We start from the raw sequence: 22,643 nt of genomic DNA, 5'->3' as shown, positions 1-22,643 counted from the left end.
AAAGCGGTACGCGAGCTGGGTTCAGAACGTCGTGAGACAGTTCGGTCCCTATCTGCCGTGGGCGTAAGAAGATTGAGGAGAGTTGACCCTAGTACGAGAGGACCGGGTTGAACCGACCACTGGTGTACCGGTTGTTCTGCCAAGAGCACCGCCGGGTAGCTAAGTCGGGATACGATAAGAGCTGAAAGCATCTAAGCTCGAAGCCGACTCCAAGATGAATCTTCTTTTAAGAGCTCTAGTAGACTACTAGTTTGATAGGCCGGATGTGTAATGGATGAAAGTCCTTTAGCTGACCGGTACTAATAGCTCGTTTGCTTATCTTTTAAGCATTACTTCCTTGTTAAGGATAAAATTGATTCCTAATTTTTCACTATGCTTCGTTAAACTTCGCTGCAGACTTCGGTCACATACCATACGTATGCTCCCTCGTCTTTGCTCGTTTGCCTCGCCTAGCAAAAAATTAGTTCTCAATTCGAAATAGTAAATTTTTACTATGCCTTATCAACCTTTGTTTTTATAAAACAAGATCTGACTTTAACGATGAACGCAGTGTTAAATAAGAGATTATAAAAGATATCCGTAATCTACGATTAATACAAATTAGATTACGAAGTATTTTTAATATAAGGCGAACAGACAGGAACGAGTAAAGCTCCTATGCTACGCGGTTAAAGCTCGTAAGGTATTCGCAGTATATAATATTACTATCAAACAATAAAAGCAATCCCTTATTTAACACTGCCTGTGGCTATACAGACGAGGAAACGCCTTGCTCCATCTCGAACCAAGAAGCTAAGCTCGTCCTGGCTGATGATACTATCCGTTACTCGGACGGGGAAAGTAGGTCGCTGCAGGCTTTGTTAGAATTCCATAACTTTCCATACAATTTTCAATTTAAATTCTACTCCGGTGTCTTTAGTTTATCGCTTCTTTTAGCCAATAAATATTGCTTGATAAATTTAAAATTCTATAGCCTTCTTAGGATTTTAGAACCTTCTGCAAATACAAATTTTAAATCTAGCCCTCCATCAATACAAAATCTCAATACTCTGCATTAAATTTGACTTATATTGAGTGAAAAATGATACGGATTGAAATTTTTCTCTATAATATTTGCTCGTTCGTATTGTTTTTTAATACTATCTGTTGCGTTTGCTTTTTAGCTTCTATGGCGCGATCTTTATTTCTAACCTCTACGAGCCTCATTTATGATTTATACGTTCGTTCGTTTTTTAATACATTACCGCGCTTTTATATCTAAATTATAAAGCCACCGGCAACTTATAAGGCTTTCGTATGATTTAAACTAGATGCCAAATAAAGCTTGGCAAGCGCTGTTACTTAATATAATGAAACGTCCCATAAAAAATCAGTTTAGAAAAAGCATGTCCTCAAAAAGAAAGCTTTATAATTGATGCAGCTAAATTTTTATTAATATCGCCTGCCTGGCCTTGCATGTAAAGTATCCTTGCCTTTCATAACACCAGCATCCCGTCGCCGTATTGTATATAGTCTCGCACGTAAAAAGTCTCCGTGCGCAGCAAGGTAGGGTTAAATTTCATAAATACCGCCGCTTAGCCTTTTACATGATTTAAATCCAAATCCAGTTTCAATGCTTGCGGTTTAATTTAATATATCTAGCTTTATCCGCGCCTATCTGCTTTTTAAGATTAAGCTAAAATTTAACGTATTTATTTAATAAAACGATCGAAGCAGATAAAATTTCAATATATCTCTTAAATTTATCTCCCTTTAAGCCCGCTGCAAATATAATCCTTACCGTATTGCAAGGTAGCGTAATAGCATATGGGCGCATTCCTTTTCTAGCACTGGCACGGGATAGGTATGCAAAAGCTCTCAATGCTAATAAACGTTTTATTTGGCAATACAAATATCTCAACTTAAAAGGACTTTTCAATGAAAAACCTATTTAAATCCGCACTATTTCTATCTCTTCCTGCTTTTATGTTGGCAGCCGTAAATTTAAACACAGCAAGTAAAGAAGAGCTTATGGCGCTTCCGGGCATTGGAGAAGCAAAAGCGGAAGCTATCATAGATTACCGCAAGGATAATAAATTTAAAGATATCGAGGATATCAAAAACATTAAAGGCATAGGCGATAAGAGATTCGAAGCCATTAAGGACGATCTTGCCGTAAGCGGACAGACCGACATTAGTGATCTAAAATCTGCCAAGAAAAAAGCAAGCAAAAAAGCCAAAGATACCGTCAAATCTTCTAAAGCTAAAGCAAATGCCAAATCAGAAAAGATGCAAGAGAAAATGGATGATAGCATGGATAAGGCTATGAATGAGGATGGTAAAGTAAAAAACTCTACGGCTAAGATGAAAGACGAAGCTAAAGAAGAGGGATCGTCTAAGGCTAAAGGTAAGAAGGGCAAGAAGGGGAGGGGGGAGTAATTTCTCCCGACCTTAGCTCATTATTCTACAAGTCTAGCGCTTGAGACGAATGCAAGGGTTGGGTAGCAAATGCATAGATTTAGTCCATATTCTGTAAATGTAACTTGCTATAAATTCAGCCGTAAATTTATAGCCTCCAGTTCGATTTAAACTTGCGGATGCGATTTTATTTTATGGTACGGTGAGCCGATATTTTTTAGAATTTTAAGGTGTAAATCCCTGATTTCTCATAAATTTCAATCTCACTACTTTTAAGCAGAACTAAAATTACCCCAAAGACCTCCGAACTACAGCAAGGTATCGGCAAATCGATTACCGACGCGTTTAAGCTAATGCCTAGAAATCGTGTAGGCTAAAGTCAAGCCATAAGAAATCATAGCGGTTTAGGGCGGCAATTTTGCAGAAGCGGCAGTGGGTTTATCTGACCGCAAAGCGTATGGCGTAGCGGCTAAAAAGACCACAAGAGATAGATTTAAAGCAAATTTTACCCTATTTAAATGCTAGTATTATTACGATTGATATAAGTTTTATTTTTATAAATTCGTCAAACAAGTTTTTGGATTTATACTTATCCGATTTGCCTAAGATTACGTTTAGCTCCTTGCCTTGTGATAGTTGAGCTAGAAGGGCGTTGGCATCCTTGCGTGCATCTGCTACGGAGTAGATACCCGGGCGGAATTCGCTAAGCGTCTTAGTAGTAAGTATCTTTGTCGTCTTTTCTAAGTCTGATTTTAAAGGTCTTTAGCCCTTTGGGAGAGACATACATAAAGCTCTTTCGGATTACCTATAACTTTAAAATGCATTCGATCTTTAAAATTCTAAACCCCTAATATCTTTATCGGTTAAATTTGCACTTGATACGTTAGCCATTGAATGCTCCTTATTAATATTAATGGTAGCGTGAGCTTATAATGCGAAAAAGCCCCTAATAAGATCCTTATTTTTTTCAGAAATAGTTATATTACAAACAAAAATAACAAGAAAGAAAAGTAATCTAAATATGAAGTAAGCACCTATATATCGGAATTAAATGAAAGTAAAAAGAAAAGACTTAATGGTGGTTAGAGGCAGAATCGAACTGCCGACACGCAGATTTTCAGTCTGCTGCTCTACCGACTGAGCTATCCAACCACCGAAAAAGAAAAGTAATTTTAGCCATGCAATACTTAAATCTCGGTTAAAATCCTTGATTTTCGCTAGATTTTTGCACGTTGCGCTCGAAAACAGCCAAATTTACTCAGCTAAAATTTTTTAAATTTCAGTAGCAAAAAATATTGCTTGTGCAGCAATTTGCAATAATCAAAAAGGGCTATCGATCTAAAAAGCAAAGTGGTATAAAATTTTACTATTTAGCCGACTTTGCAAATTGTACGCTTGGTTTTAGGCTGTGCAAAGTAGATAAATTTGCGCCAAAGAATCGCTGCATCGTTTTAAATTTGCGCGCATAATGGGCGATAGCTGCGATTGGTTAAATTTAGCATCGAAAATTGGCTTTAATTTGGACTTGACGAAGCATCTTTATAAACATTGTGCTCGAGCTAATAGTGTGACATGGGGATGTTTACTTCGGGGTTAAATTTATTTAGATATCCACGCATCAGAAGCGTTGAAATTTTAAATACGATTGCAAATTGTATTAATAAAGGCTCGACCTGATCCATCTAAACTTGATATGCTTATCTATCCGAGTTGTGCGACTTGTTTTTTAAATAGCTCACCGCGTTCAGCGTAGCTTTTAAATTGATCCAAACTGGCACATGCAGGGCTTAACAGCGCTATTTCGCTCGCAGAATTTATGGAATTTTTAAAATTTTCGAAATTTTTAGAATTCTGCGAATTCCGAGTTTCACCGTCGTTTGCGCGGCGTTTCGGCGAAGAGGCGTCGTCGTTTACGGCAGATGAGCCGCCGCCTTTATGCGGCGTATTCTCGCCGATCTTTGCGTTTTCTTTCGCCTTACCGCCGTTGCATCCGTCATCCGCGCCTAAATTTTGTACTTTCAATTCGCTCGCGCCGCTTTTTTTAAAGTCCGCATCTCGATACCGCTTCGAAATTTCGCTCACCGCCGTTTGTAAAATTTCGCAGCGCACGCAAGGAATTTTGTATTCGTCGCACAAAAGCACGATTTTATCGGTGTTTGAGCCGATCGCGTAAATTTGCAGATCGTATTTTTTAAACTCCGCAAAAAGCGGGTGCAGATCCACGCCTTTATCGTCGCCGCCTAGGATCAGATGTATTTTGCGCCCCGAGTAGCGCTTCAGCGCCTGCGCACACGCATCGATGTTGGTGGCCTTCGTGTCATTGACCCAGAGCCTGCCGCGCGCGTCGGTAAACTCCTCGAGTTTATTACCCTCGATCACGAAGTTGTTTAGTCGCATGGCGTCGCATCTGTCGAATAAAATTTTCTCCACGCACAGCGCCAAAAGCGCATCGATCAAAAACGGAGTTCGGAATTTTATCTCGCCTAAATCGATGCCGAATTTTTGCGCCAGATCCGCTTCGTCCTCGTAGCAGATCACGCGGGCTAGGCTGTTTTGCGCGGCGGCGGAGCTTTCGTAGGCGCGCGGGATCAGCGCCACGGAGCCTTCGCGCATCGCTATCAGGGGCGAGAGTTTGGCACGCTCATACTCCGCGAAATCGCCGTGCCAGCTGAGATGATCGGGCGTGATCGCAAGCAGCACGTAGATGTCGGGGCGCGCGTGCTTGGTGTAGTGCAGCGTAAACGAGCTCGTCTCCAGCACCCAAATTTTGGCGCTTTTATCAAGCTTTGCAAGCGGGACGCCCACGTTGCCGCCCATTTGCGAGCCGTATCGCTCGAGTAGGTGCTGCATCATCTTCGTCGTCGTGGTCTTGCCGTTCGTGCCGCTGATCCAAATTTTAAGGCCTTTGTAATCATCAAAATAATCGTATTCGCTGATTAAATTCCGTGCCTTTCGCACCAGCTCGTGATACGGCGGAAAGCCCGGACTTGGGATTTCAAGCTCGCTTGCGGCGGGATCGAACTCGCTCGGGTTTAAAAGCGCGTTGCCGAACTCATCCAGCTTCGGCGCGCCCGAAGAAATTTCAAATTTATCGTCGTATATGTCCCAGCCGCCTTCGTCGCGATAGCGCTCGGCGATCGCTTTGGTCGTAAGTCCGTAGCCAAATAGCGATTTTTTCATTTTTCTCCCCTTTTGCCCCATGAAATTTGAGTTATCTCGTCCGCGCTAAGCCCGGCAATTTCGCCGTATCTTTCGCGCGCCGTTTCGAAGTCGGGTTCAATTTGCGCTCGCATTTTATCTCAGTTTCAGCGACGTCAGCGCTATGATATTTGCGATCAGCGCGATGATCCAAAATCGGATGATGATTTTATTTTCGACCCAGCCTTTAAGCTCGAAATGGTGATGTATAGGCGCCATAAGGAAAATTCTGCGTTTAAAAATTTTAAAGCTGCCTACCTGCAAGATCACGCTGAGCGTTTCGATGACGAAGACAAAGCCGATCATTATGAGTAAAATTTCATTCTTCGTGATGACCGCGCAGTATCCTAAAAACGCGCCTACGCTCAGGCTGCCGCTATCGCCCATAAAGACTTCGGCGGGGTAGCAGTTAAACCACAAAAACCCAAGCAGCGCGCCGATGAGCGCTGAGGCGATGATGCAGACCTCGCCTGCGCCCGCGACGCGCGGTAGCAAGAGATATTGCGAGTAGATCGCATGCCCGCAAAGATAGGCAAATACGCCCAAAGTGCAGAGCGAAAACACCGACGGAATGGTCGCTAGTCCGTCCAGGCCGTCGGTTAAATTTACCGCGTTTGAGCTAGCGCTTATTACGATCGTCCAAAACAGCGGCGCGAAGATCCATAAATTTAGCAGAGGGTATTTAAAAAACGGTACAAAAAATTCCCCGCCTAGATCGCTAAAAGCATAAAGCGTCGCCCCAATCAGAAACGCCAAGAAATTTTGCAGTGCAAATTTAGCCCGCGCGCTAAGACCTGCGTGGTTTTGGCGGCCTAAAATTTTAGAGATATCATCCTTAAAGCCTATATAGCCGAAGCCTACCAAGCAAAGCAGGCCGCAGAGTACGAAGACGTTGTTTAGCTTGGCGCACATCAGGCTTGCGAGCACCGCAGCGGTAACGAAAACGAGCCCGCCCATCGTCGGAGTTTTACTCTTTTTCTGATGGTTTTGCGGCGCGAGCTCGTAGATGGGCTGCGCGGCGTGTCTATTTTGCGCCCAGCGGATAAATCGCGGCATAGCCCAGACCGAAAAACAAAAAGCGATAAAAAACGCAAGTCCTGCGCGCGCGGTGATGTATTGGAAAAAATTTATATTCGTAAGATGGTAAAGATAATAAAACAAAGTTTGCCTTTTAAATTTTATGAAATTTTATACGAAAACGCGCATTTTAGTATAAAAGAGGTAAAATTTAGCTTTTAGGACGGATGAAATTTTGCCGCATTTGCCAAAAAAAAGTATAATGCCGCTCGTAAAAACAGCGCCGCAGATCCGCCTCAAAAGACCTGCGCAGCGAAATTTAGATGAAATTTAGGAGCCAAAATGGGGCAAAAGACGATTTTACTTATCACCGACGGCATCGGCTTTAATGCGAGCGATAAATTTAACGCGTTTGCAAACGCGAAAAAGCCCGCCTATGATTATCTTTTTAAAAACGTGCCCAATACGCTGCTGCGCACCTCTGGGCTTGCCGTTGGCTTGCCGCAAGGACAGATGGGAAACAGCGAAGTAGGGCATATGACGATCGGAAGCGGTAGAATTCTGTATCAAAACCTAGTTAAAATCGATCGCGCGATTGATGAGGGCTCGCTTGAGAAAAACGAAGCGCTACAAAGCCTGCTTTCAAAGTGCCGCAGAGTGCATGTCATAGGGCTTTACAGCGACGGCGGCGTGCATTCGCATATGCGCCATTTTGACGCGATCTGCGAGATAGCGCAGAATGCGGGTTGCGAGACATGGGCGCACGCTATCACCGACGGGCGCGACGTTTCGCCTAGCAGCGGAGCGGAATTTTTAAAGCATCTACAGGCTAAATTTAAAGTCGCGAGCGTGTGCGGGCGCTTTTACGCTATGGATCGCGACAAGCGTTTTGATCGCGTAAAGCGCGCTTACGACGTGCTTATGGGTGAGACGGCGCCACTTGAAATTTCGCCTATCGAGTATATACTGCAAAGCTACGAGCACGGCATGAGCGACGAATTTATCGAGCCTGCGAGCTTTAATGGCTTTGGCGGTATCGGCGCGGATGACGGAGTGATTTTTATAAATTTTAGAAACGATCGCGCTAGAGAGCTTTGCGCGGCTTTGGGCGATGAGAGCTTTAGCGAATTCAAGCGAAAGCTCGTCGTGCAAAATTTAATCACGATGAGCGAATACGACGCGAGCTTTAAATTTCCACTGCTTTTTGAGAAGCCCGTGCTAAAAAACACGCTTTGCGAAGTGATCGCAGAAGCCGGTCTTACGCAGCTTCACACCGCCGAGACCGAAAAATACGCCCACGTGACGTTTTTCTTTAACGGCGGCGTTGAGGAGCCGCTGCCGAACGAAATTCGCGTGCTGATCCCAAGCCCCAAAGTAAAAACCTACGACGAGCAGCCGCAGATGAGCGCGCCAGCGGTGTGCAACTCGGTGATCCGCGGTATCAAAGCGGGGATCGATTTCATCGTCGTAAATTTCGCAAACGGCGATATGGTTGGCCACACGGGCAACTACGACGCCGCGGTAAAGGCGGTCGAGGCGGTGGATGAGTGCATCGGTAAAATTTTAAACGCGGCGAAGGCGCACGATTACGCCTACGTGCAGATTAGCGATCACGGCAACTGCGAGGCGATGCGAGACGCTGACGGCGAAATTTTAACCAACCACACGACCTTTGACGTATTTTGCTTCGTGCTGGGACGCGGCGTGCGTGAACTAAAAAGCGGACTTGGGCTTAGCAACGTCGCAGCGACCGTGCTAAAACTAATGGGGCTGCCAAAGCCCGCGGAGATGGACGAGGCGCTATTTTGAAATTTCAACGGCGTGGGTCGCGAGTAGATTTAAACTGCTAAAATTTAGGTAAATTTGGATAAATTTACGCTAGAGATTAAAATTTTAACAAAAGGACAAGTATGAAATTTAGCGGGAAAAACGTTTTAATCACGGGCGCGAGCCGCGGTATCGGCGCACAGATCGCAAGGACTTTGGCGGGCTACGGACTTAAGGTGTGGATCAATTATCGCTCAAAGCCCGAGATAGCCGACGCGCTGCTAGAGGAGATCCGCGCAAACGGCGGAGAGGGTGCGGTGATAAAATTTGACGCGACGAACGAGGCGGAATTTAGCGAGGCGATTGCCCTGATCGCACAAAGCGACAGCGAGCTAAGCTATCTCGTAAATAATGCGGGCGTCACGAACGACAAACTCGCGCTTAGGATGAAGCTGGAAGACTTCATGGGCGTGATCGAAGCAAATTTAAGCAGCGCTTTCATCGGCTGCCGCGAAGCTCTAAAGCTAATGAGCAAAAAGCGCTTCGGCGCGGTCGTAAATATCGCCTCGATCGTAGGCGAAATGGGCAACGCAGGGCAGGTCAATTACAGCGCGAGCAAGGGCGGAATGATCGCGATGAGCAAGAGTTTCGCAAAAGAGGGCGCCGCGCGCGGCATCCGCTTTAATTGCATAACTCCGGGCTTCATCGCTACGGATATGACGGACGCGCTAAGCGACGACGTAAAAGCAAGCTACGAAGCGAGCATCCCGCTTAAGCGCCTCGGAAGCACGAGCGACGTCGCCGAAGGAGTTGCGTTTTTGCTTAGCGACGGCGCGGGCTACATTACTGGAGAGTCGCTTAAAATCAACGGCGGGCTCTATATGTAGCGTTAAATAGCGGAATTTAAGGTTAAATATTATAAAATTACGCGGTATTTTTTTAAAGGAGTGCTAAAATGGCAGTATTTGAAGATGTAAGAGACGTAGTTGTAGAACAACTCAGCGTTAGCCCGGATCAGGTTAAACTTGACTCTAAAATTATCGAGGATTTGGGCGCGGACTCTCTTGACGTAGTTGAGCTAGTAATGGCTTTAGAGGAGAAATTCGGTATCGAGATCCCTGATAGCGAGTCCGAAAAATTAGTAAGCATTAAAGACGTAGTAGATTATATAGAAAATTTGCCTAAAAAATAAAATTTTAAGGAAGCGGTTTTGAAACGAGTCGTAGTAACGGGCATCGGGATGATAACCTCTCTCGGGCTTGACAAACAGAGCAGTTTTGAAAATATCTGTAACGGAAAAACCGGGGTTGATAAAATTTCGCTCTTTGACGCTAGCGAATTCCCGGTTCAAATTGCAGCTGAAGTAAAAGGTTTCGATCCTTCTAGCATAATCGAGGATGGAAAAGAGATAAAAAAGATGGATAGATTTATCCAACTGGGGCTTAAAGCTGCGGGCGAAGCTATGGATGACGCTAAATTTAGTAGCTTTGATAGCGACGAATTCGGCGTTAGCTCCGCTAGCGGTATAGGCGGTTTGCCGAATATCGAAATAAACGCCAATACCTGCTTGCAGCGCGGTCCTAGGCGAATTTCTCCGTTTTTTATCCCTTCTGCATTAGTAAATATGCTCGGCGGCTTTGTTTCGATATATTATAAATTAAAAGGTCCGAATTTATCCAGCGTTACGGCTTGTGCGGCTTCTGCGCATGCGATTATAGACGCTGCGAGAGTTATCATGATCGGTGAAGCGAAAAAGATGCTCGCAGTGGGAGCCGAGGCTGCGGTTTGTCCCGTAGGTATCGGTGGATTTGCTGCGATGAAGGCGCTTTGTGCTAGAAATGACGATCCTGCGCACGCTTCACGTCCGTTTGATGCGGAGCGAAACGGCTTTGTTATGGGCGAAGGCGCGGCGGCTTTAGTTTTAGAAGAGCTGCAGGACGCAAGAGCGCGCGGCGCTAAAATTTACGGCGAGCTCGTAGGATTCGGCGCTAGCGGCGATGCTTATCATATCACTTCACCTAGCCTAGACGGTCCGATTCGCGCTATGAAAAAGGCCTACGAGATGGCAGGACGCCCGAAGATTGATTATATCAACGCCCACGGAACGTCCACTGCGATAAACGATAAAAACGAAACCGCAGCGTTAAAAGAGCTTTTCGGTGAGGGCAAAGTGCCTGCAGTCAGCTCCACTAAGGGTCAGCTAGGACATTGCCTAGGCGCTGCAGGAGCGGTAGAGGCTGCGATCAGCCTTTTGGCGATGCAAAACGGCATCATACCGCCTACGATAAATCAAATTTCAAAAGATCCAGATTGCGATTTGGACTATGTGCCAAACGTCGCTAGAAAAGCCAAACTCGATTGCGTCATGAGCAATAATTTTGGATTCGGCGGCACGAACGCATCGCTTATTTTCAAAAGAGTAGATTAATGGCTAGCTATCTGGACTTCGAAAAGTCTATAAAGCAGATCGATGAGGACATCACCGCTGCAAAAATTCGCGGCGATGAGGACGCGGTCGAAATTTTAAATAAGAACCTCGAAAAAGAAATTTCCAAAGTTTATAAAAATTTAAACGAATACCAAAGACTTCAGCTTGCGCGTCATCCGGATCGCCCTTACGCGATCGATTATATTCGTGCGCTTTTGCAAGACGCCAGGGAGCTTCACGGTGACCGCGCCTTTAGAGACGATCCTTCGATCGTGTGTTATCTGGGCATTATGGGTAACCGTAAAATTGCCGTGATTGCCGAGCAGAAGGGTCGCGGTACCAAAAACAAGCTGAAGCGAAATTTCGGCATGCCCCATCCGGAGGGCTATCGCAAGGCACTGCGCGTAGCAAAACTTGCTGAGAAATTTAACCTTCCTATTTTGTTTTTGATTGACACTCCGGGCGCATATCCAGGACTTGGTGCCGAGGAACGCGGTCAGAGCGAGGCTATCGCGCGAAATCTATATGAGCTTAGCGATATTAAAACCCCTACGATCGCCGTAGTTATAGGCGAGGGCGGTAGCGGCGGAGCTTTGGCTATCGGCGTGGCCGATCGGCTGGCGATGCTTCAAAACTCAATTTTTTCAGTTATCTCTCCTGAGGGCTGTGCCGCGATTTTGTGGAACGATCCAAGCAAGAGCGAGGCCGCTACGAAGGCGCTAAAGATCACCGCCGAGGAGCTAAAAGAGCTGGGCTTGATCGATGACGTGATTAAAGAGCCTAAAACGGGCGCCCACAGAGATAAAGACGGCGCGATAAAAGCGCTGGGAAACTACGTTTTAACCGAGCTGCACAAGCTAGACGATCTTAGCATAGACGAGCTCATCAGCAGAAGGCAACAAAAAATTTTAAGGTTCGGTGCTTATAAAGAAAACTAAATTTTAAATTTCGCAACTTTTTTAAAACCAAATTTAATAACTTCACACTCTAAGAGGACAAATGGAAAATACAAATCAAAATTCCGCTCAGACCGCCGTTTCAAATTCTAATCAAAACGGCAGAAAAACTTACGCTAAAACGCACGTTCCCGTCGAGGGCTACCAGATCGAGGAGCTCCGCTCGATGGATATTGAAAATCTCATCGCCATAGCAGATGAGCTAGGCGTCGAGAACCCGCGCGAATTCCGCCGCCAAGCGCTCGTTTTTGAAATTTTACGCATGCAGACGAAGCAGGGCGGCTTTATACTTTTTACGGGGATTTTGGAGGTTACCGCCGAGGGTTACGGCTTTTTACGCGGCATAGATTCAAATTTAAGTGACAGCGCCAACGACGCCTACGTGAGCCTAAGCCAGATCCGTAAATTCGCCCTTCGCGTCGGCGACATCGTCACGGGTCAGGTGCGCGAGCCGAAGGATCAGGAGAAGTACTACGCGCTCTTAAAGATTGAGGCGATCAATTATAAATCTATCCAAGAGGCCAGAGAGCGCCCGCTATTTGACAATCTCACGCCGCTTTTCCCGACCGAAAAGCTCAAGCTCGAATACGATCCTATGCGCCTTACCGGTCGCGTGCTTGATCTTTTCACCCCGATCGGCAAGGGGCAGCGCGGGCTCATCACGGCGCCTCCGCGTAGCGGTAAAACGGAGTTAATGAAAGAGCTTGCCAACGGCATTACGCGCAACCACCCCGAGGTCGAGCTTTTGGTGCTGCTAGTCGACGAGCGCCCGGAGGAGGTGACCGACATGGAGCGTAGCGTGCGAGGCGAGGTGTTTAGCTCGACTTTCGATCAGCCAGCATTCAATCACGTCCGCGTCGCCGAGCTCGTCATCGAAAAGGCAAAACGCGCCGTCGAAAACGGCAAGGACGTCGTCATTCTGCTCGACAGCATCACCCGTCTTGCGCGCGCCTACAACACCGTTACGCCTAGTAGCGGCAAAGTCCTGAGCGGCGGCGTGGACGCAAACGCCCTGCACAAGCCGAAGCGCTTCTTCGGTGCGGCGCGAAATATCGAAAACGGCGGCTCGCTTACCATCGTCGCTACCGCGCTCATCGAGACCGGCTCGCGCATGGACGACGTGATCTTCGAGGAGTTCAAAGGCACGGGCAACAGCGAGATCATCCTCGATCGCAATATCTCGGACCGCAGAATTTACCCGGCGATCAATATCACCAAGTCCGGCACGCGCAAAGAGGAGCTTTTGCAAGGCAGCGAAAATCTGCAAAAGATCTGGGCGCTGCGCTCGGCGATCTCGACGATGGACGACGTCGAGGCGCTAAAATTTTTATATGCCAAGATGCTAAAAACCAAAGACAACACCGAGCTGCTATCGATAATGAACGGCTAAATTTTATTAAATTTAGTCTTATTTAAAATTTCGCTTCAAATTTAGCGGCATGGCTTGCGCCGCTTGCCGCAAATACCGCCACGTAGCTTTGTATGCGCTTTTTCCAAGCGGCGCGTCTTTTTTTCAAACTCCACTATTATAAGTTTAAATTTATCGCGATATTTGCTAAACGTTTTGCGCTCAAAGCACGAGGTGCGGCGCCGTCCGATAAAATTTTACTTCGGTAAAATCTATTCGTAAGATGTCAAGCGTAAAATTTTACGAGGAATTTTATGTTTTGCTACGCACGGAGCTATGGCGCTTGATATCGTTGCTTCAAATTTAATACAATACTGACAAAGCTTAATTATCTAAATCTTAATTTCTATTTTTATCGCAATTTTTCCTTTTTGCCGTAGCTTATTAATTCAATTTTTTCTGTATTTTATTTTCTATTTTTCCCAGTTTTCACTCTATTATCTTCTTTTATCAATAGCATCTTTTAGAATTTCAATATACCCACCTTCATCAACATGCTCGTTATTGTCTATGTTATTTTCCGAAATTAGGATTTCTACTCCATAAAATTCGTTACCGCAACTATTGAAATTTGGGCTATGTTGATTTTGCAAATATGCTTCTATTTTACATTTTGTATTAATAAAATCATCGCTTTGAATTTTATATTCATAAATTGGGAATTGAATTATTTTAGTGTAGGTACAATATTTGGATATTCCGTTAAGTCTATCGTATAGTTTAGGTTTATTTTTACATTCTGATATTTTATATAAGTTTTTAATATAAAATATATTATACCAGTCATAATGGACTAGAATATTTTTGTCTTTAGGAAAATTTATTTTAAAGTATGTATTCCAAAAATAGTATCTATTCCACTCATTGTCTCGTTTGTATCGTTCATTATCATCTTTCAAAGTCCAAGCGATTTTCTTATTGCTTATGATATTTTTGCTTATATCGTTTAAAGTAAAATTTTTTCTAATTTCTTCTTCTATATTAATCTTTGTTTGATTATTATCATTCTGTAAAATTTTTTCGATCTTATTTAATATGTCTATTTCGGTAAGATTTGAATCAAGTTCATAGAAAATATCTTTTTTGCAATCGTCTATTTTGCTAAAATTTTGATAAATAGCAGTCGTAGATATAATCATTAAATTGATCTTGGATAAAATTGTCTAAAAGTTCATCTTTATCAAGCCATTTTATATAATGAAAGCTAAACCCGCTGTAATTAAGCGCACCGACGATCACACAAACGCCGAGCACGGCGATTAGGGCTTTGGCTAGAAATTTAAGAGCTTTCAAAATTTACTCCTTTAGCAAAACGCTAGTTAAAATACGAGCCTAACGGGCTGCGATGTTAACGTTTAAATTTAGCTCGCCCAAAGAGGGGTTGAATTTAAACCGTGCCGCTTTAAATTTAACCGAATCGCTTTCTACTTCCCGCTGAAAAACAGCAGATTTGCCATTATGATCACAATCGCGACGGGCGCTACGAAGCGCAGCGAAAAGTACCAAATTTTAAATCCAAGCTCGCCCATGTCGGCGCCAAATAGCCCGCGCAGGCGCTGCGCATCCATCACAAAGCCTACAAAGATCGCCGAGGTTAGCGCGCCGAGGGGCAGCATGATGTTTGAGCTTACGAAGTCCAAGCAGTTAAAAAAGCTCGCGCCGAAAAGCTTAAATTTGCTCGCATAATCCGCGTGCATCGATAGCAGCGAGCACGCTCCGAGCACCGCTATGACGCACCCCGAGATGCAGACTGCGCGCAAGCGCGAAATTTTAAATCTGCCGATGAGATAGAAGACGAAAGGCTCAATCATCGAAACCGCGCTCGTGATCCCCGCGAAAAAGAGCGAGACGAAAAACGCGATTTCAAGCACCTGCCCCGCTAGCCCCATTTTTGCAAACATCGTAGTGAGCGAGACGAACACAAGCCCTGCACCCTGCGCGGGATCGGCGCGAAATTCGAAGATGAAAGTAAAGACGATGAGCCCCATCATTAGCCCAATCGCGATGTTGATAAATACGATGTTTACCGAGCTTCGCACCAGCCGCACCCCCTCGCTAAGCGATGCCGCGTATGCCGCGATACAGCCGACGCCCACGCACAGGGTAAAGAGCGCGAGTCCGAGCGCGGAGAGGACGGAGTTAACGGTGATTTTGCCGAAGTCTGGGTAGAAAAGAAATTTCGCCGCCGCGCCGAATCCCTGCATCGTGCACGCATACGCGAGCATCGCAAGCAGCAGCACGAAGAGAAGCGGCATCATCACGACGTTTAACCGCTCGATACCGCTTTTGATGCCGCGCGCGACGACGGATAGCGTCAGCACGAGCGCAAGTGCGTAAAAGCCTAGGCTCGTGGCTAGCGAATGCGAGATGAGATCGTCAAAGACGGCGCCCGCTTCCTCGGCGGTTGCGGGCAGCGGAGAAAAGCCCAAAAAGATATAGCGGATCACCCAGCCGAGGATCACGAGGTAAAAGGACAGCACCAGCATGCCGCCCGCGATGAAAACGCCTCCGGCGCGCCATTTGCGTCCGCCGCGCGGCGCCAGCGTCTCGTACGCGCTCGGCAGATCCCGCCCGCTCAGCCTGCCCAGCGCCATCTCGGCTAAAAATATGCTAAAGCCCACGCCCAGCGTGAGCGCGAGGTACAAAAGCACGAAGGCGCTGCCGCCGTTTTGACCCACGAGGGTGGGGAATTTCCATGCGTTGCCAAGCCCCACCGCGCCGCCTGCGACGGCAAGTATGAAGCCGATTTTGCTAAATTTATCGTTCATTTTCGCTCCGATTTTTAAATTTTAAAGCTACGGAATTTTAAAATTCCAAACTATATACGCAAACTCGCTATGAAATTTGGCGCGCTATTTTTGGACCGCTTCGGCGTTAAATTTTAAAATTCAAAGCGCGATGCCGCGCGACCCACTGCAAAATTTTGCGTACCGTTTTTGCGGCAGATTGCATAGATCGCGTCATAAACTATCGCGGCATCTGCGCACCGACCGCCTAGGTTTAGAATTTTAAAATTCCGCAGCGTGATCAGACGCGGCTGCGCTATGGCGTTTTTGCCGCGGTCTTGCGCAGGTTGCCGCGCGGGTTAGCGTGGTCGCGCCAAAGGCTGATTGCGGTCGCCGCACGCTCCTATCTGGACGTAAAATTCCAAGCGCGATTTTTGACAGCCGCCATGGCCGCTCACGGATCGCCGTGAGGCTCGCTATGGAATTTTGCCTATCGCTCCGAGCCGTCAGAGCGTAAAATTTTAAAATTTCAAGCCGCAATGCGCGATCCCTGCGCTGTTCCAACGGATCGGCCGTCTATTAGACGGATCGCGGGCTCGCGCGCCGCTTCGGCGACAAATTTTAAAATTCCAAGCGCGTTGCCGCACGGCTTGTCGTGAAATTTGGCGCACAGTTCCTGCGTAGAATTTTAAATTTAAAACCGCGACGTTCCGTTTGCTTACGCAGATAGGCGCGATCGCAGCCGCGCCGTTTTGCATGAAATTTTAAAATTTCAAACCCTCGCGTCGCAGTAAAATTTTAAATTTAACTCGCGCCTAATCCGCAAAATTTCAAATCGCGCTTAGATGCGTAAAATTCCAAGCTCTCTTAGCGCGATCAAAATTATGGCTACGGGCGAGACGCAGCGCAGCAGCACGAAGTACCAAATTTTAAATCCTAGCTCGCCCATATACGGCGCCAGTAGCGCGTGTACGGCTTCTTTTCGCATCACAAATCCCACGAAAACCACGATCACGAGCCCGCCTATCGGCATTAAAATTTTCGAGGTCGCGTAGTCTAGCACGTCGAAAAACGGCGTGCCAAGTATGCTAAAGCTATCCGCCGTAGCGCCGTAGTAGCCCAAAATGCACGCGATGCCGAGGACGTAGGTAAACGCAAAGACGATCGCGCAGGCGCGCAGACGGCTTATTTTGTGCGATTTTACGAGATAATACACCGAAGGCTCGATCATCGAGATCGCCGAGGTGATCGCCGCAAAAATCAAGGTAAGAAAAAACGCGAACGCCAGCACGTGCCCGATCGCGCCCAGCTTGCTAAACAGCATCGCAAGCGAGACGAAAATAAGCCCAGGGCCCGATTGCGCGGGATCAGCGTTAAATTCAAAGATAAAGGTAAAAACCACGAGCCCCATCATTATGCCGATCATGACATTGATAAATACGATGTTTAGGCTCGAAGTTAGAATATTGGTGCGCTCAGGCAGGCTCGCGGCGTAGGTCATTATTGTCGTAACGCCCAGCGATAGCGTGAAAAACGCAAGCCCTAGCGCTTCGAGTACGCTTTTGGAATTTAACGCGCTAAAATCGGGCACGAGCAGGAATTTCGCGCTTTTGCTAAAGCCGTCGAAGCTCATCGAATACACCACCATCAGCACCAAAAGGATGAAAAGCGCAGGCATCATCCAGACGTTTAGCCGCTCGATGCCGCTTTTGATGCCGCGCGAGACAATGTAAAAGCACGTCAGCGACATCACGCTAAAGCAGGCTATTGCGACGACCGGGCTATCTTTTAGTAGAGCGGAAAATATCTCGCCGCTTTGCGCCATATCGCTTGGTAGCGAAAACGCCGACGTGATCGTGTATTTTAGGATCCAGCCCATCACGACGCTGTAAAACGAGTAGATTAAAAGCCCTGAGATCATAAAAAATCCCGCCTTGCTCCAGGCTTCTTTATGCGTAGGCGCCAGACGCCTGAAGGAGTCTACGGGATCGCTCTCGCCGATCCTTCCGATACAAATTTCGCCGATAAAAAGGACGAAACTTACTAAAAACGTCAGCAAAAAATAGAGCAGGATGAAGGCGCTACCGCCGTTTTGACCCACGAGAGTGGGGAATTTCCACGCGTTGCCGAGCCCCACGGCGCTGCCTGCGACTGCGAGAATGAAGCCGATTTTGCTAAATTTATCATTCATTTTGCACCTTTTTTAAAATTTAGCCGCAATCTTAGCGAAATGTAGCTTAAGGGCGGTATCAAAGCTTCGTTAAATTTGTTTACCGCGCAGGTAGAATGGCAGTAATTCAAAATTCTTAAAGTAAACAGATGGTAAAATACTAGGTAAAATTTCAAACAAGGAGAATGAAATGAAAAATCCTAAAATGTTCCTCTGGGGGGGGTGTTAGCTGCTTTATTAGTTGGTTGCGATAATACTGAGGTTAAATCTTTAGAATACTATCAAAATCATCCCGATGAGGCAGAAAAAGTTTTCAAACAATGCGATTTTGATAAATTAAACGAAAATAGCAACGCCTATAAGAATTGTAAAAATGCTAAAGAAATTTATAAGTTTAATGAGGATAAAAAGTTTTTCTCGGGAACAAAATAGTATTTTAGTATTAATTCAATATTAAAATATCTCTTACGCCTTATACTTAAGTTCATTTTATTTACCTTGTATCTCGGTGCAAGGTAAATTTGATGAATGTAAATTTTAAAATACAAATGCCGAGCCCTGCTAAATTTTAAGTCCCGAAACGCTAAAATCATCCAAAAATTTCAAAACCAAAGGCAAAACATGCAAGTCAAACTTCTAAATTTCACTCCGCTTTGGGTCTGTTCAAACGCGATACGCACCTGCTGGCAGAGCTTTGAGCGCGGCGATTGCGGCGGCGCCAAAGACCTAGCGCTCATTGACCGCGTCGGCAACCAGCTCAAGCACTCAAGCACGCTCGAACACCTCTACTACAACTTCTACATCAGCGGCATCTCCCGCGCGCTGCTTCAGGAGCTGGCGCGCCACCGCCTAGCAAGCCTTAGCGTAAAATCCACGCGCTACACTCTCAAAGAATTGCGCGGCGAGGACAGCTTCGCGCAGGGTGACTTTGAAAACGCCGCGCGATACATCGTGCTTACGGGTAACGAAGCGGTCGATAATGCAAGCATCGCGGCTCTTGAAAACCTGCGCGTAATCTTACAAACCCCTATTAGCCTTGATATCGCCAAATACTGCCTGCCAGAGTGCTACAAGAGCGAGCTTAGCTGGAGTATAAACGCTCGCAGCCTGCAAAATTTTCTCGCTCTGCGCTCTAGCAAAGTCGCACTTTGGGAGATCCGCGAGCTTGCGGGTAAAATTTACGAAGCGCTGCCGCAGGAGCATAAATTTATATTCCAAAGCTGCATGGCGGGCGGCGAGAAGGTGCAGGACGAGAGGTAGCGAGCGAAGTAAAATTTTGATATAAGGGGCTTGCGATGATAAAACTTACGCAGATGAGAGCGGCTTTTGAAAAAGAGGAGCCGAACGCGCTTTATCTTAGCTACTTAGGATGGGTAAAAACCCTGATCCCGTTTTGGAGGCAGGCTGCTGCGAGGATCGCGGAGCTAAGCGGCACGGCGGATGAAAAAAGAGACAAGCATTTGCGAGCTATCGACGGTTCTTTGGAGCTGATGCAAGCTTGGCGATTTAAAAAGATAAAATACGTGCAAGCAAGAAGAAAAGAAATCGATAGCGCCATAAGTTTTATCCGAAACGGCGCTTTAACGCAGCGGGCATGCAGATACGCCTTTGCGCCCGTTTGTAGAAATTTAGCGGGCATTTTACGCAGCTTTTTATACGTTTCAACTTTCGGCTATTCGGACGAGCAGCTTCCGACCGTATTTGCTCAAAAAATTTACGGCATTGCGCTATGCCATACTTTATTTCCCTTTGATACGGGCGATTTTGTGTATTATCTTCCGCACGAAAAATCCATTCACACCGAAGACTCCGCCGATTTGGATAACTGGCATTTGATGATGAGCGAGGCTGGCAAGGCTTTGAATATCGCGGAGCTCACCAAAGAGGTCAATAATCAGGCTCGTAAAATTTGGGAAAGCTACAAAACGCCGTTTGAATGGAAATACGACGAGGGGATTTGGAATTTAGAATTTGAGAATATTTCAAAAAGGCTGCACTATACGGGCTTGCGGGCTTTTGCAAGTCTGAATAAAGCGGAATAAAAAACGCGCAAAATTTTAACCGCTTCTGAAATTTTATTCGCGGGCGGTCAAATTTCTGCTGCCCGACAGGATGAAATTTTAAAATTTTAGCCGAGCGGGCATTCGGTCGCTAAATTTAAACGGGCGTTTTAAACAGACGCTCATTGCGGCTGCAGCGCTGAAAATTTTAACGGCGACGAACCGAAAACCTATAGGCGAGCGATAAATTTTAAAGGACGGATCATGAAAAATCTAGCGCTTGTGATGTTTAGCGGACAGACGCACCTCGATTTTGTGGGATTTTACGATTGTATGCTAAGGCTCAAAGCCGTCCGCCCGCAGCTTGAGATGAGGTTTTGCTCGCGCGAGCGGCAGGTTTCGGATAGCGGCGGCCTTACGATCGACGTGGGCGAGATCACGACGGATCTAGGCGGCTTTGATGCGGTTTTTGTGCCCGGCGGTATGGCGACGCGCCGCCTGAGGGACGATGCGGGCTTCATCTCGTGGCTCGCAACCGCGCGCGATGCGAAGTATAAGTTTAGCGTTTGCACCGGTTCGCTGCTTCTGGGCGCGGCGGGGTTTTTGCGAGGTAGGCGCGCGACCACGCATCCGTTTTGCTACGATCTGCTGGCGCCTTACTGTGCGGATGTGGTGCACGAGCGGCTCGTGCGCGAAAGCCTGCCAGAAGGAGGCGAGATCATCACTGCTGGCGGCGTAAGCAGCTCCATAGAGCTCGGTCTTTGCGTGATCGAGAAATTCGCAGGCGCCTCTGCGCGCGAAGCTGCCGCTGCGGCGATGGATTATCCGTATTACGACCTTAGAGGCAAGCTTGCGAGATGAAATTTTAAAGCCGTTAAATCGGTGGTGCGATTTATAAATACCGCAGTAAATTTTAAAATAGAGAGGAAGTAAATCTTAATGCAAGCAGTAAAGATATTAAAAACATTGTGGAAAGCCATCAAGATTACGGCATTTGTAGTCATTTTGCCGCTTTTCTTATTGATAATGTGTATATGTTTATATGCTCAAATTTCGCCGTTATTTAAATTCCCGTACGTAAAAGATCGAGATTTGGCTAAATTTGAATCTCTAACAAGTAGAAAGGGTGAAACTTTGCTGATATATCGCAAAAAGATTCCCGATGGTGTTTGTTTCAATAAATGGCAGACTTGCATCTGCTACACGCATTTTATAAAAGCGGATAAGCCTTTTGCCGTGACGCAACAAAAAATGCTGCAAGAGGGTTACGAACTTGTTTCCGAGTCAGACTGCATAGCCCAAACTAAAAATTTACACGAATTTAAATTGTCGTGGGCTGCGCCGTTTTATCACTATGCCGGCAGTCGGGAATATTTAATCTACGGCTCAACTAAAAATTTAAAACTAACGGCGTTAATGAACGATAAAAGGCAAATATGGCATAAAAAGGATCATATACCGTGGGGACAGCCGATAGATTATGATCACGAGGTTATTTTTTATCCCGAGTTTGATTTAGTTCAAATAAATACTTTAGGATATTATAGCGTGCGCTAAATTTATTTACAGCAGATTGATATCGTTGTTGAAAGATAAATTTAAAAGCTTTGGGATAAAATTTAAAAATGAAAAATTAGACTTTAGTTTTACGGACGTTTATCAAAGTAGATAAAATAACGATATAGTGGGTTTTACATAAAATAGGAGATCACAAAGACAAAATGAAACCGGCTCAAATTTTATCGCTGCTTTTGCATATATCTTTCGTAGCGGCGTGCAAGCGATACTATTTTTAAAATTTATTGTAAAATTATGGCGTTAATTCATTAAAGCTTAAAGGGCTAGCATGCAGATAAACTTAGACGACGTGAGGATCGAGAGCGGTTGGAAAGAGGCGCTTAGGGAGGAATTTTTAAGCGAGTATTTTGCGAAGATCAAAGAAAACCTGCTAGCCGCAAAGGAGCGCGAGATCGTCTATCCGCCGGGAAATTTGATCTTTAATGCCTTCAATCTCACTCCGTTTGAACGGGTGCGCGCGGTGATTTTGGGGCAGGATCCCTACCACGGCGAGCATCAGGCGATGGGGCTTAGCTTTTCGGTGCCGCGCGGCGTGCGAATTCCGCCCAGCCTCGTAAATATCTACAAAGAGATTAAGAGCGATCTGGGTATCAGCGAGCCTGAAAGCGGCGATCTGAGCTACTGGGCGAAGCAGGGCGTGCTGCTTCTTAATGCGAGCCTTAGCGTGGGCGCGAACCGCGCGAACTCGCACAGCGGCTTTGGGTGGCAAATTTTTACCGATGCCGTGATTAAAATTTTAAGCGCGAGGCGGCAAAATTTAGTCTTTATGCTGTGGGGAAATTTCGCCAAAGCAAAATCGGCGCTGATCGATGCGCAGAGGCATCTCATTTTAACCGCCGCGCATCCTAGCCCGCTTGCAGGAGGGGCGTTTTTCGGCTGCAGACATTTTAGCAGATGCAACGAATATCTGCGCGCGCACGGTCTGGGAGAGATCGATTGGGATCTAAATCACGGCGCAGATTAAATGTATTTTAAATGAAATTTGCGTAAAATGCGCC

18 protein-coding genes, 1 tRNA gene, 2 rRNA genes and 1 pseudogene are annotated in these 22,643 nt (G+C 46.0%); 15 read left to right on the top strand and 7 right to left on the bottom strand.

Features of this window, described 5'->3' with window-relative positions; translation table 11 throughout:
* The 3 genes and pseudogenes from Q0460_RS04805 to Q0460_RS04795 all read left to right on the top strand — a co-directional run.
* A 23S ribosomal RNA gene (locus Q0460_RS04805) occupies positions 1-323 on the top strand; the annotation flags it as partial.
* A gap of 417 nt (positions 324-740) precedes the next feature.
* Positions 741-857: ribosomal RNA gene (gene rrf / locus Q0460_RS04800) — 5S ribosomal RNA — on the top strand.
* A 1,060-nt stretch (positions 858-1,917) separates the two neighbouring features.
* Positions 1,918-2,157 (top strand): annotated as a pseudogene (locus tag Q0460_RS04795) (ComEA family DNA-binding protein); the annotation flags it as partial.
* Positions 2,158-3,473: 1,316 nt separating this feature from the next.
* Here Q0460_RS04795 and Q0460_RS04790 read toward each other — a convergent pair.
* From Q0460_RS04790 to mraY, 3 genes are all read right to left on the bottom strand, one after another.
* Positions 3,474-3,549, bottom strand: a tRNA-Phe gene (locus Q0460_RS04790).
* A gap of 549 nt (positions 3,550-4,098) precedes the next feature.
* Positions 4,099-5,577, bottom strand: a complete 1,479-nt coding sequence (gene murD / locus Q0460_RS04785) for a UDP-N-acetylmuramoyl-L-alanine--D-glutamate ligase (RefSeq protein ID WP_299085506.1) — start codon at positions 5,575-5,577, stop codon at positions 4,099-4,101.
* 114 nt (positions 5,578-5,691) lie between these two features.
* Positions 5,692-6,756, bottom strand: coding sequence for a phospho-N-acetylmuramoyl-pentapeptide-transferase (mraY, locus tag Q0460_RS04780; protein ID WP_299085504.1), 1,065 nt, complete (start codon positions 6,754-6,756; stop codon positions 5,692-5,694).
* A 198-nt stretch (positions 6,757-6,954) separates the two neighbouring features.
* On the opposite strand from mraY, the gene gpmI reads away from it, so the two are divergent.
* From gpmI to rho, 6 genes are all read left to right on the top strand, one after another.
* Entirely contained in the window at positions 6,955-8,421 is a 1,467-nt protein-coding gene (gene gpmI, locus Q0460_RS04775) for a 2,3-bisphosphoglycerate-independent phosphoglycerate mutase (RefSeq protein WP_299085502.1), read from the top strand.
* Between the two features lie 101 nt (positions 8,422-8,522).
* Complete coding sequence (gene fabG, locus Q0460_RS04770) at positions 8,523-9,266, top strand: 3-oxoacyl-ACP reductase FabG (protein WP_299085500.1); 744 nt, start codon at positions 8,523-8,525, stop codon at positions 9,264-9,266.
* A 68-nt stretch (positions 9,267-9,334) separates the two neighbouring features.
* A complete protein-coding gene (acpP, locus tag Q0460_RS04765; protein WP_005873350.1) occupies positions 9,335-9,571 on the top strand; it encodes an acyl carrier protein in 237 nt (78 codons plus the stop codon).
* A gap of 18 nt (positions 9,572-9,589) precedes the next feature.
* The gene (locus Q0460_RS04760; RefSeq protein ID WP_299085498.1) at positions 9,590-10,807 is read left to right on the top strand and encodes a beta-ketoacyl-ACP synthase II; all 1,218 of its coding nucleotides are present in this window, start codon (positions 9,590-9,592) and stop codon (positions 10,805-10,807) included.
* Entirely contained in the window at positions 10,807-11,745 is a 939-nt protein-coding gene (gene accA, locus Q0460_RS04755) for an acetyl-CoA carboxylase carboxyl transferase subunit alpha (protein WP_297881080.1), read from the top strand. The genes Q0460_RS04760 and accA overlap by 1 nt, the downstream gene beginning before the upstream one ends.
* Positions 11,746-11,806: 61 nt before the next feature.
* Complete coding sequence (rho, locus tag Q0460_RS04750; RefSeq protein ID WP_299085496.1) at positions 11,807-13,153, top strand: transcription termination factor Rho; 1,347 nt, start codon at positions 11,807-11,809, stop codon at positions 13,151-13,153.
* A 455-nt stretch (positions 13,154-13,608) separates the two neighbouring features.
* Here the strand turns inward: rho and Q0460_RS04745 are convergent, their stop codons facing one another.
* The 4 genes from Q0460_RS04745 to Q0460_RS04730 form a co-directional block, all read right to left on the bottom strand.
* Positions 13,609-14,310, bottom strand: a complete 702-nt coding sequence (locus tag Q0460_RS04745) for a hypothetical protein (RefSeq protein ID WP_299085494.1) — start codon at positions 14,308-14,310, stop codon at positions 13,609-13,611.
* Positions 14,273-14,464, bottom strand: coding sequence for a hypothetical protein (locus tag Q0460_RS04740; RefSeq protein ID WP_299085492.1), 192 nt, complete (start codon positions 14,462-14,464; stop codon positions 14,273-14,275). The genes Q0460_RS04745 and Q0460_RS04740 overlap by 38 nt, the downstream gene beginning before the upstream one ends.
* Before the next feature lie 131 nt (positions 14,465-14,595).
* Positions 14,596-15,939 (bottom strand): sodium-dependent transporter, encoded by a 1,344-nt coding sequence (locus Q0460_RS04735; protein WP_299085490.1) that lies wholly within the window; start codon positions 15,937-15,939, stop codon positions 14,596-14,598.
* A gap of 799 nt (positions 15,940-16,738) precedes the next feature.
* The gene (locus Q0460_RS04730; protein WP_299085488.1) at positions 16,739-18,088 is read right to left on the bottom strand and encodes a sodium-dependent transporter; all 1,350 of its coding nucleotides are present in this window, start codon (positions 18,086-18,088) and stop codon (positions 16,739-16,741) included.
* A gap of 201 nt (positions 18,089-18,289) precedes the next feature.
* On the opposite strand from Q0460_RS04730, the gene Q0460_RS10620 reads away from it, so the two are divergent.
* The 6 genes from Q0460_RS10620 to ung all read left to right on the top strand — a co-directional run bounded on the left by Q0460_RS10620 (position 18,290) and on the right by ung (position 22,609).
* Entirely contained in the window at positions 18,290-18,499 is a 210-nt protein-coding gene (locus Q0460_RS10620) for an EexN family lipoprotein (RefSeq protein WP_367178654.1), read from the top strand.
* A gap of 189 nt (positions 18,500-18,688) precedes the next feature.
* Entirely contained in the window at positions 18,689-19,327 is a 639-nt protein-coding gene (gene thyX / locus Q0460_RS04725) for an FAD-dependent thymidylate synthase (RefSeq protein WP_299085485.1), read from the top strand.
* Between the two features lie 35 nt (positions 19,328-19,362).
* Positions 19,363-20,109, top strand: coding sequence for a hypothetical protein (locus Q0460_RS04720; protein WP_299085483.1), 747 nt, complete (start codon positions 19,363-19,365; stop codon positions 20,107-20,109).
* Between the two features lie 222 nt (positions 20,110-20,331).
* A complete protein-coding gene (locus Q0460_RS04715; RefSeq protein ID WP_299085481.1) occupies positions 20,332-20,928 on the top strand; it encodes a DJ-1/PfpI family protein in 597 nt (198 codons plus the stop codon).
* Positions 20,929-21,159: 231 nt separating this feature from the next.
* Positions 21,160-21,624: a hypothetical protein gene (locus Q0460_RS04710; RefSeq protein WP_299085479.1), complete on the top strand. Its 465-nt coding sequence runs from the start codon at positions 21,160-21,162 to the stop codon at positions 21,622-21,624.
* A 289-nt stretch (positions 21,625-21,913) separates the two neighbouring features.
* Positions 21,914-22,609: a uracil-DNA glycosylase gene (gene ung / locus Q0460_RS04705; protein WP_299085477.1), complete on the top strand. Its 696-nt coding sequence runs from the start codon at positions 21,914-21,916 to the stop codon at positions 22,607-22,609.
* Positions 22,610-22,643 lie beyond the last annotated feature (34 nt).

Source organism: uncultured Campylobacter sp. (assembly GCF_937980635.1).
Taxonomy (GTDB): Bacteria; Campylobacterota; Campylobacteria; order Campylobacterales; family Campylobacteraceae; genus Campylobacter_B.
This window is presented reverse-complemented; position numbering and strand designations above follow the sequence as displayed.

Bases quoted from the DNA above. Each gene is read 5' to 3' on its own strand.
- murD (WP_299085506.1), bottom strand. From the start codon at position 5,577: ATGAAAAAATCGCTATTTGGCTACGGACTTACGACCAAAGCGATCGCC.
- gpmI (WP_299085502.1), top strand. From the start codon at position 6,955: ATGGGGCAAAAGACGATTTTACTTATCACCGACGGCATCGGCTTTAAT.
- fabG (WP_299085500.1), top strand. From the start codon at position 8,523: ATGAAATTTAGCGGGAAAAACGTTTTAATCACGGGCGCGAGCCGCGGT.
- acpP (WP_005873350.1), top strand. From the start codon at position 9,335: ATGGCAGTATTTGAAGATGTAAGAGACGTAGTTGTAGAACAACTCAGC.
- accA (WP_297881080.1), top strand. From the start codon at position 10,807: ATGGCTAGCTATCTGGACTTCGAAAAGTCTATAAAGCAGATCGATGAG.
- rho (WP_299085496.1), top strand. From the start codon at position 11,807: ATGGAAAATACAAATCAAAATTCCGCTCAGACCGCCGTTTCAAATTCT.
- Q0460_RS04745 (WP_299085494.1), bottom strand. From the start codon at position 14,310: ATGATTATATCTACGACTGCTATTTATCAAAATTTTAGCAAAATAGAC.
- Q0460_RS04735 (WP_299085490.1), bottom strand. From the start codon at position 15,939: ATGAACGATAAATTTAGCAAAATCGGCTTCATACTTGCCGTCGCAGGC.
- Q0460_RS04730 (WP_299085488.1), bottom strand. From the start codon at position 18,088: ATGAATGATAAATTTAGCAAAATCGGCTTCATTCTCGCAGTCGCAGGC.
- thyX (WP_299085485.1), top strand. From the start codon at position 18,689: ATGCAAGTCAAACTTCTAAATTTCACTCCGCTTTGGGTCTGTTCAAAC.
- Q0460_RS04720 (WP_299085483.1), top strand. From the start codon at position 19,363: ATGATAAAACTTACGCAGATGAGAGCGGCTTTTGAAAAAGAGGAGCCG.
- Q0460_RS04715 (WP_299085481.1), top strand. From the start codon at position 20,332: ATGAAAAATCTAGCGCTTGTGATGTTTAGCGGACAGACGCACCTCGAT.
- ung (WP_299085477.1), top strand. From the start codon at position 21,914: ATGCAGATAAACTTAGACGACGTGAGGATCGAGAGCGGTTGGAAAGAG.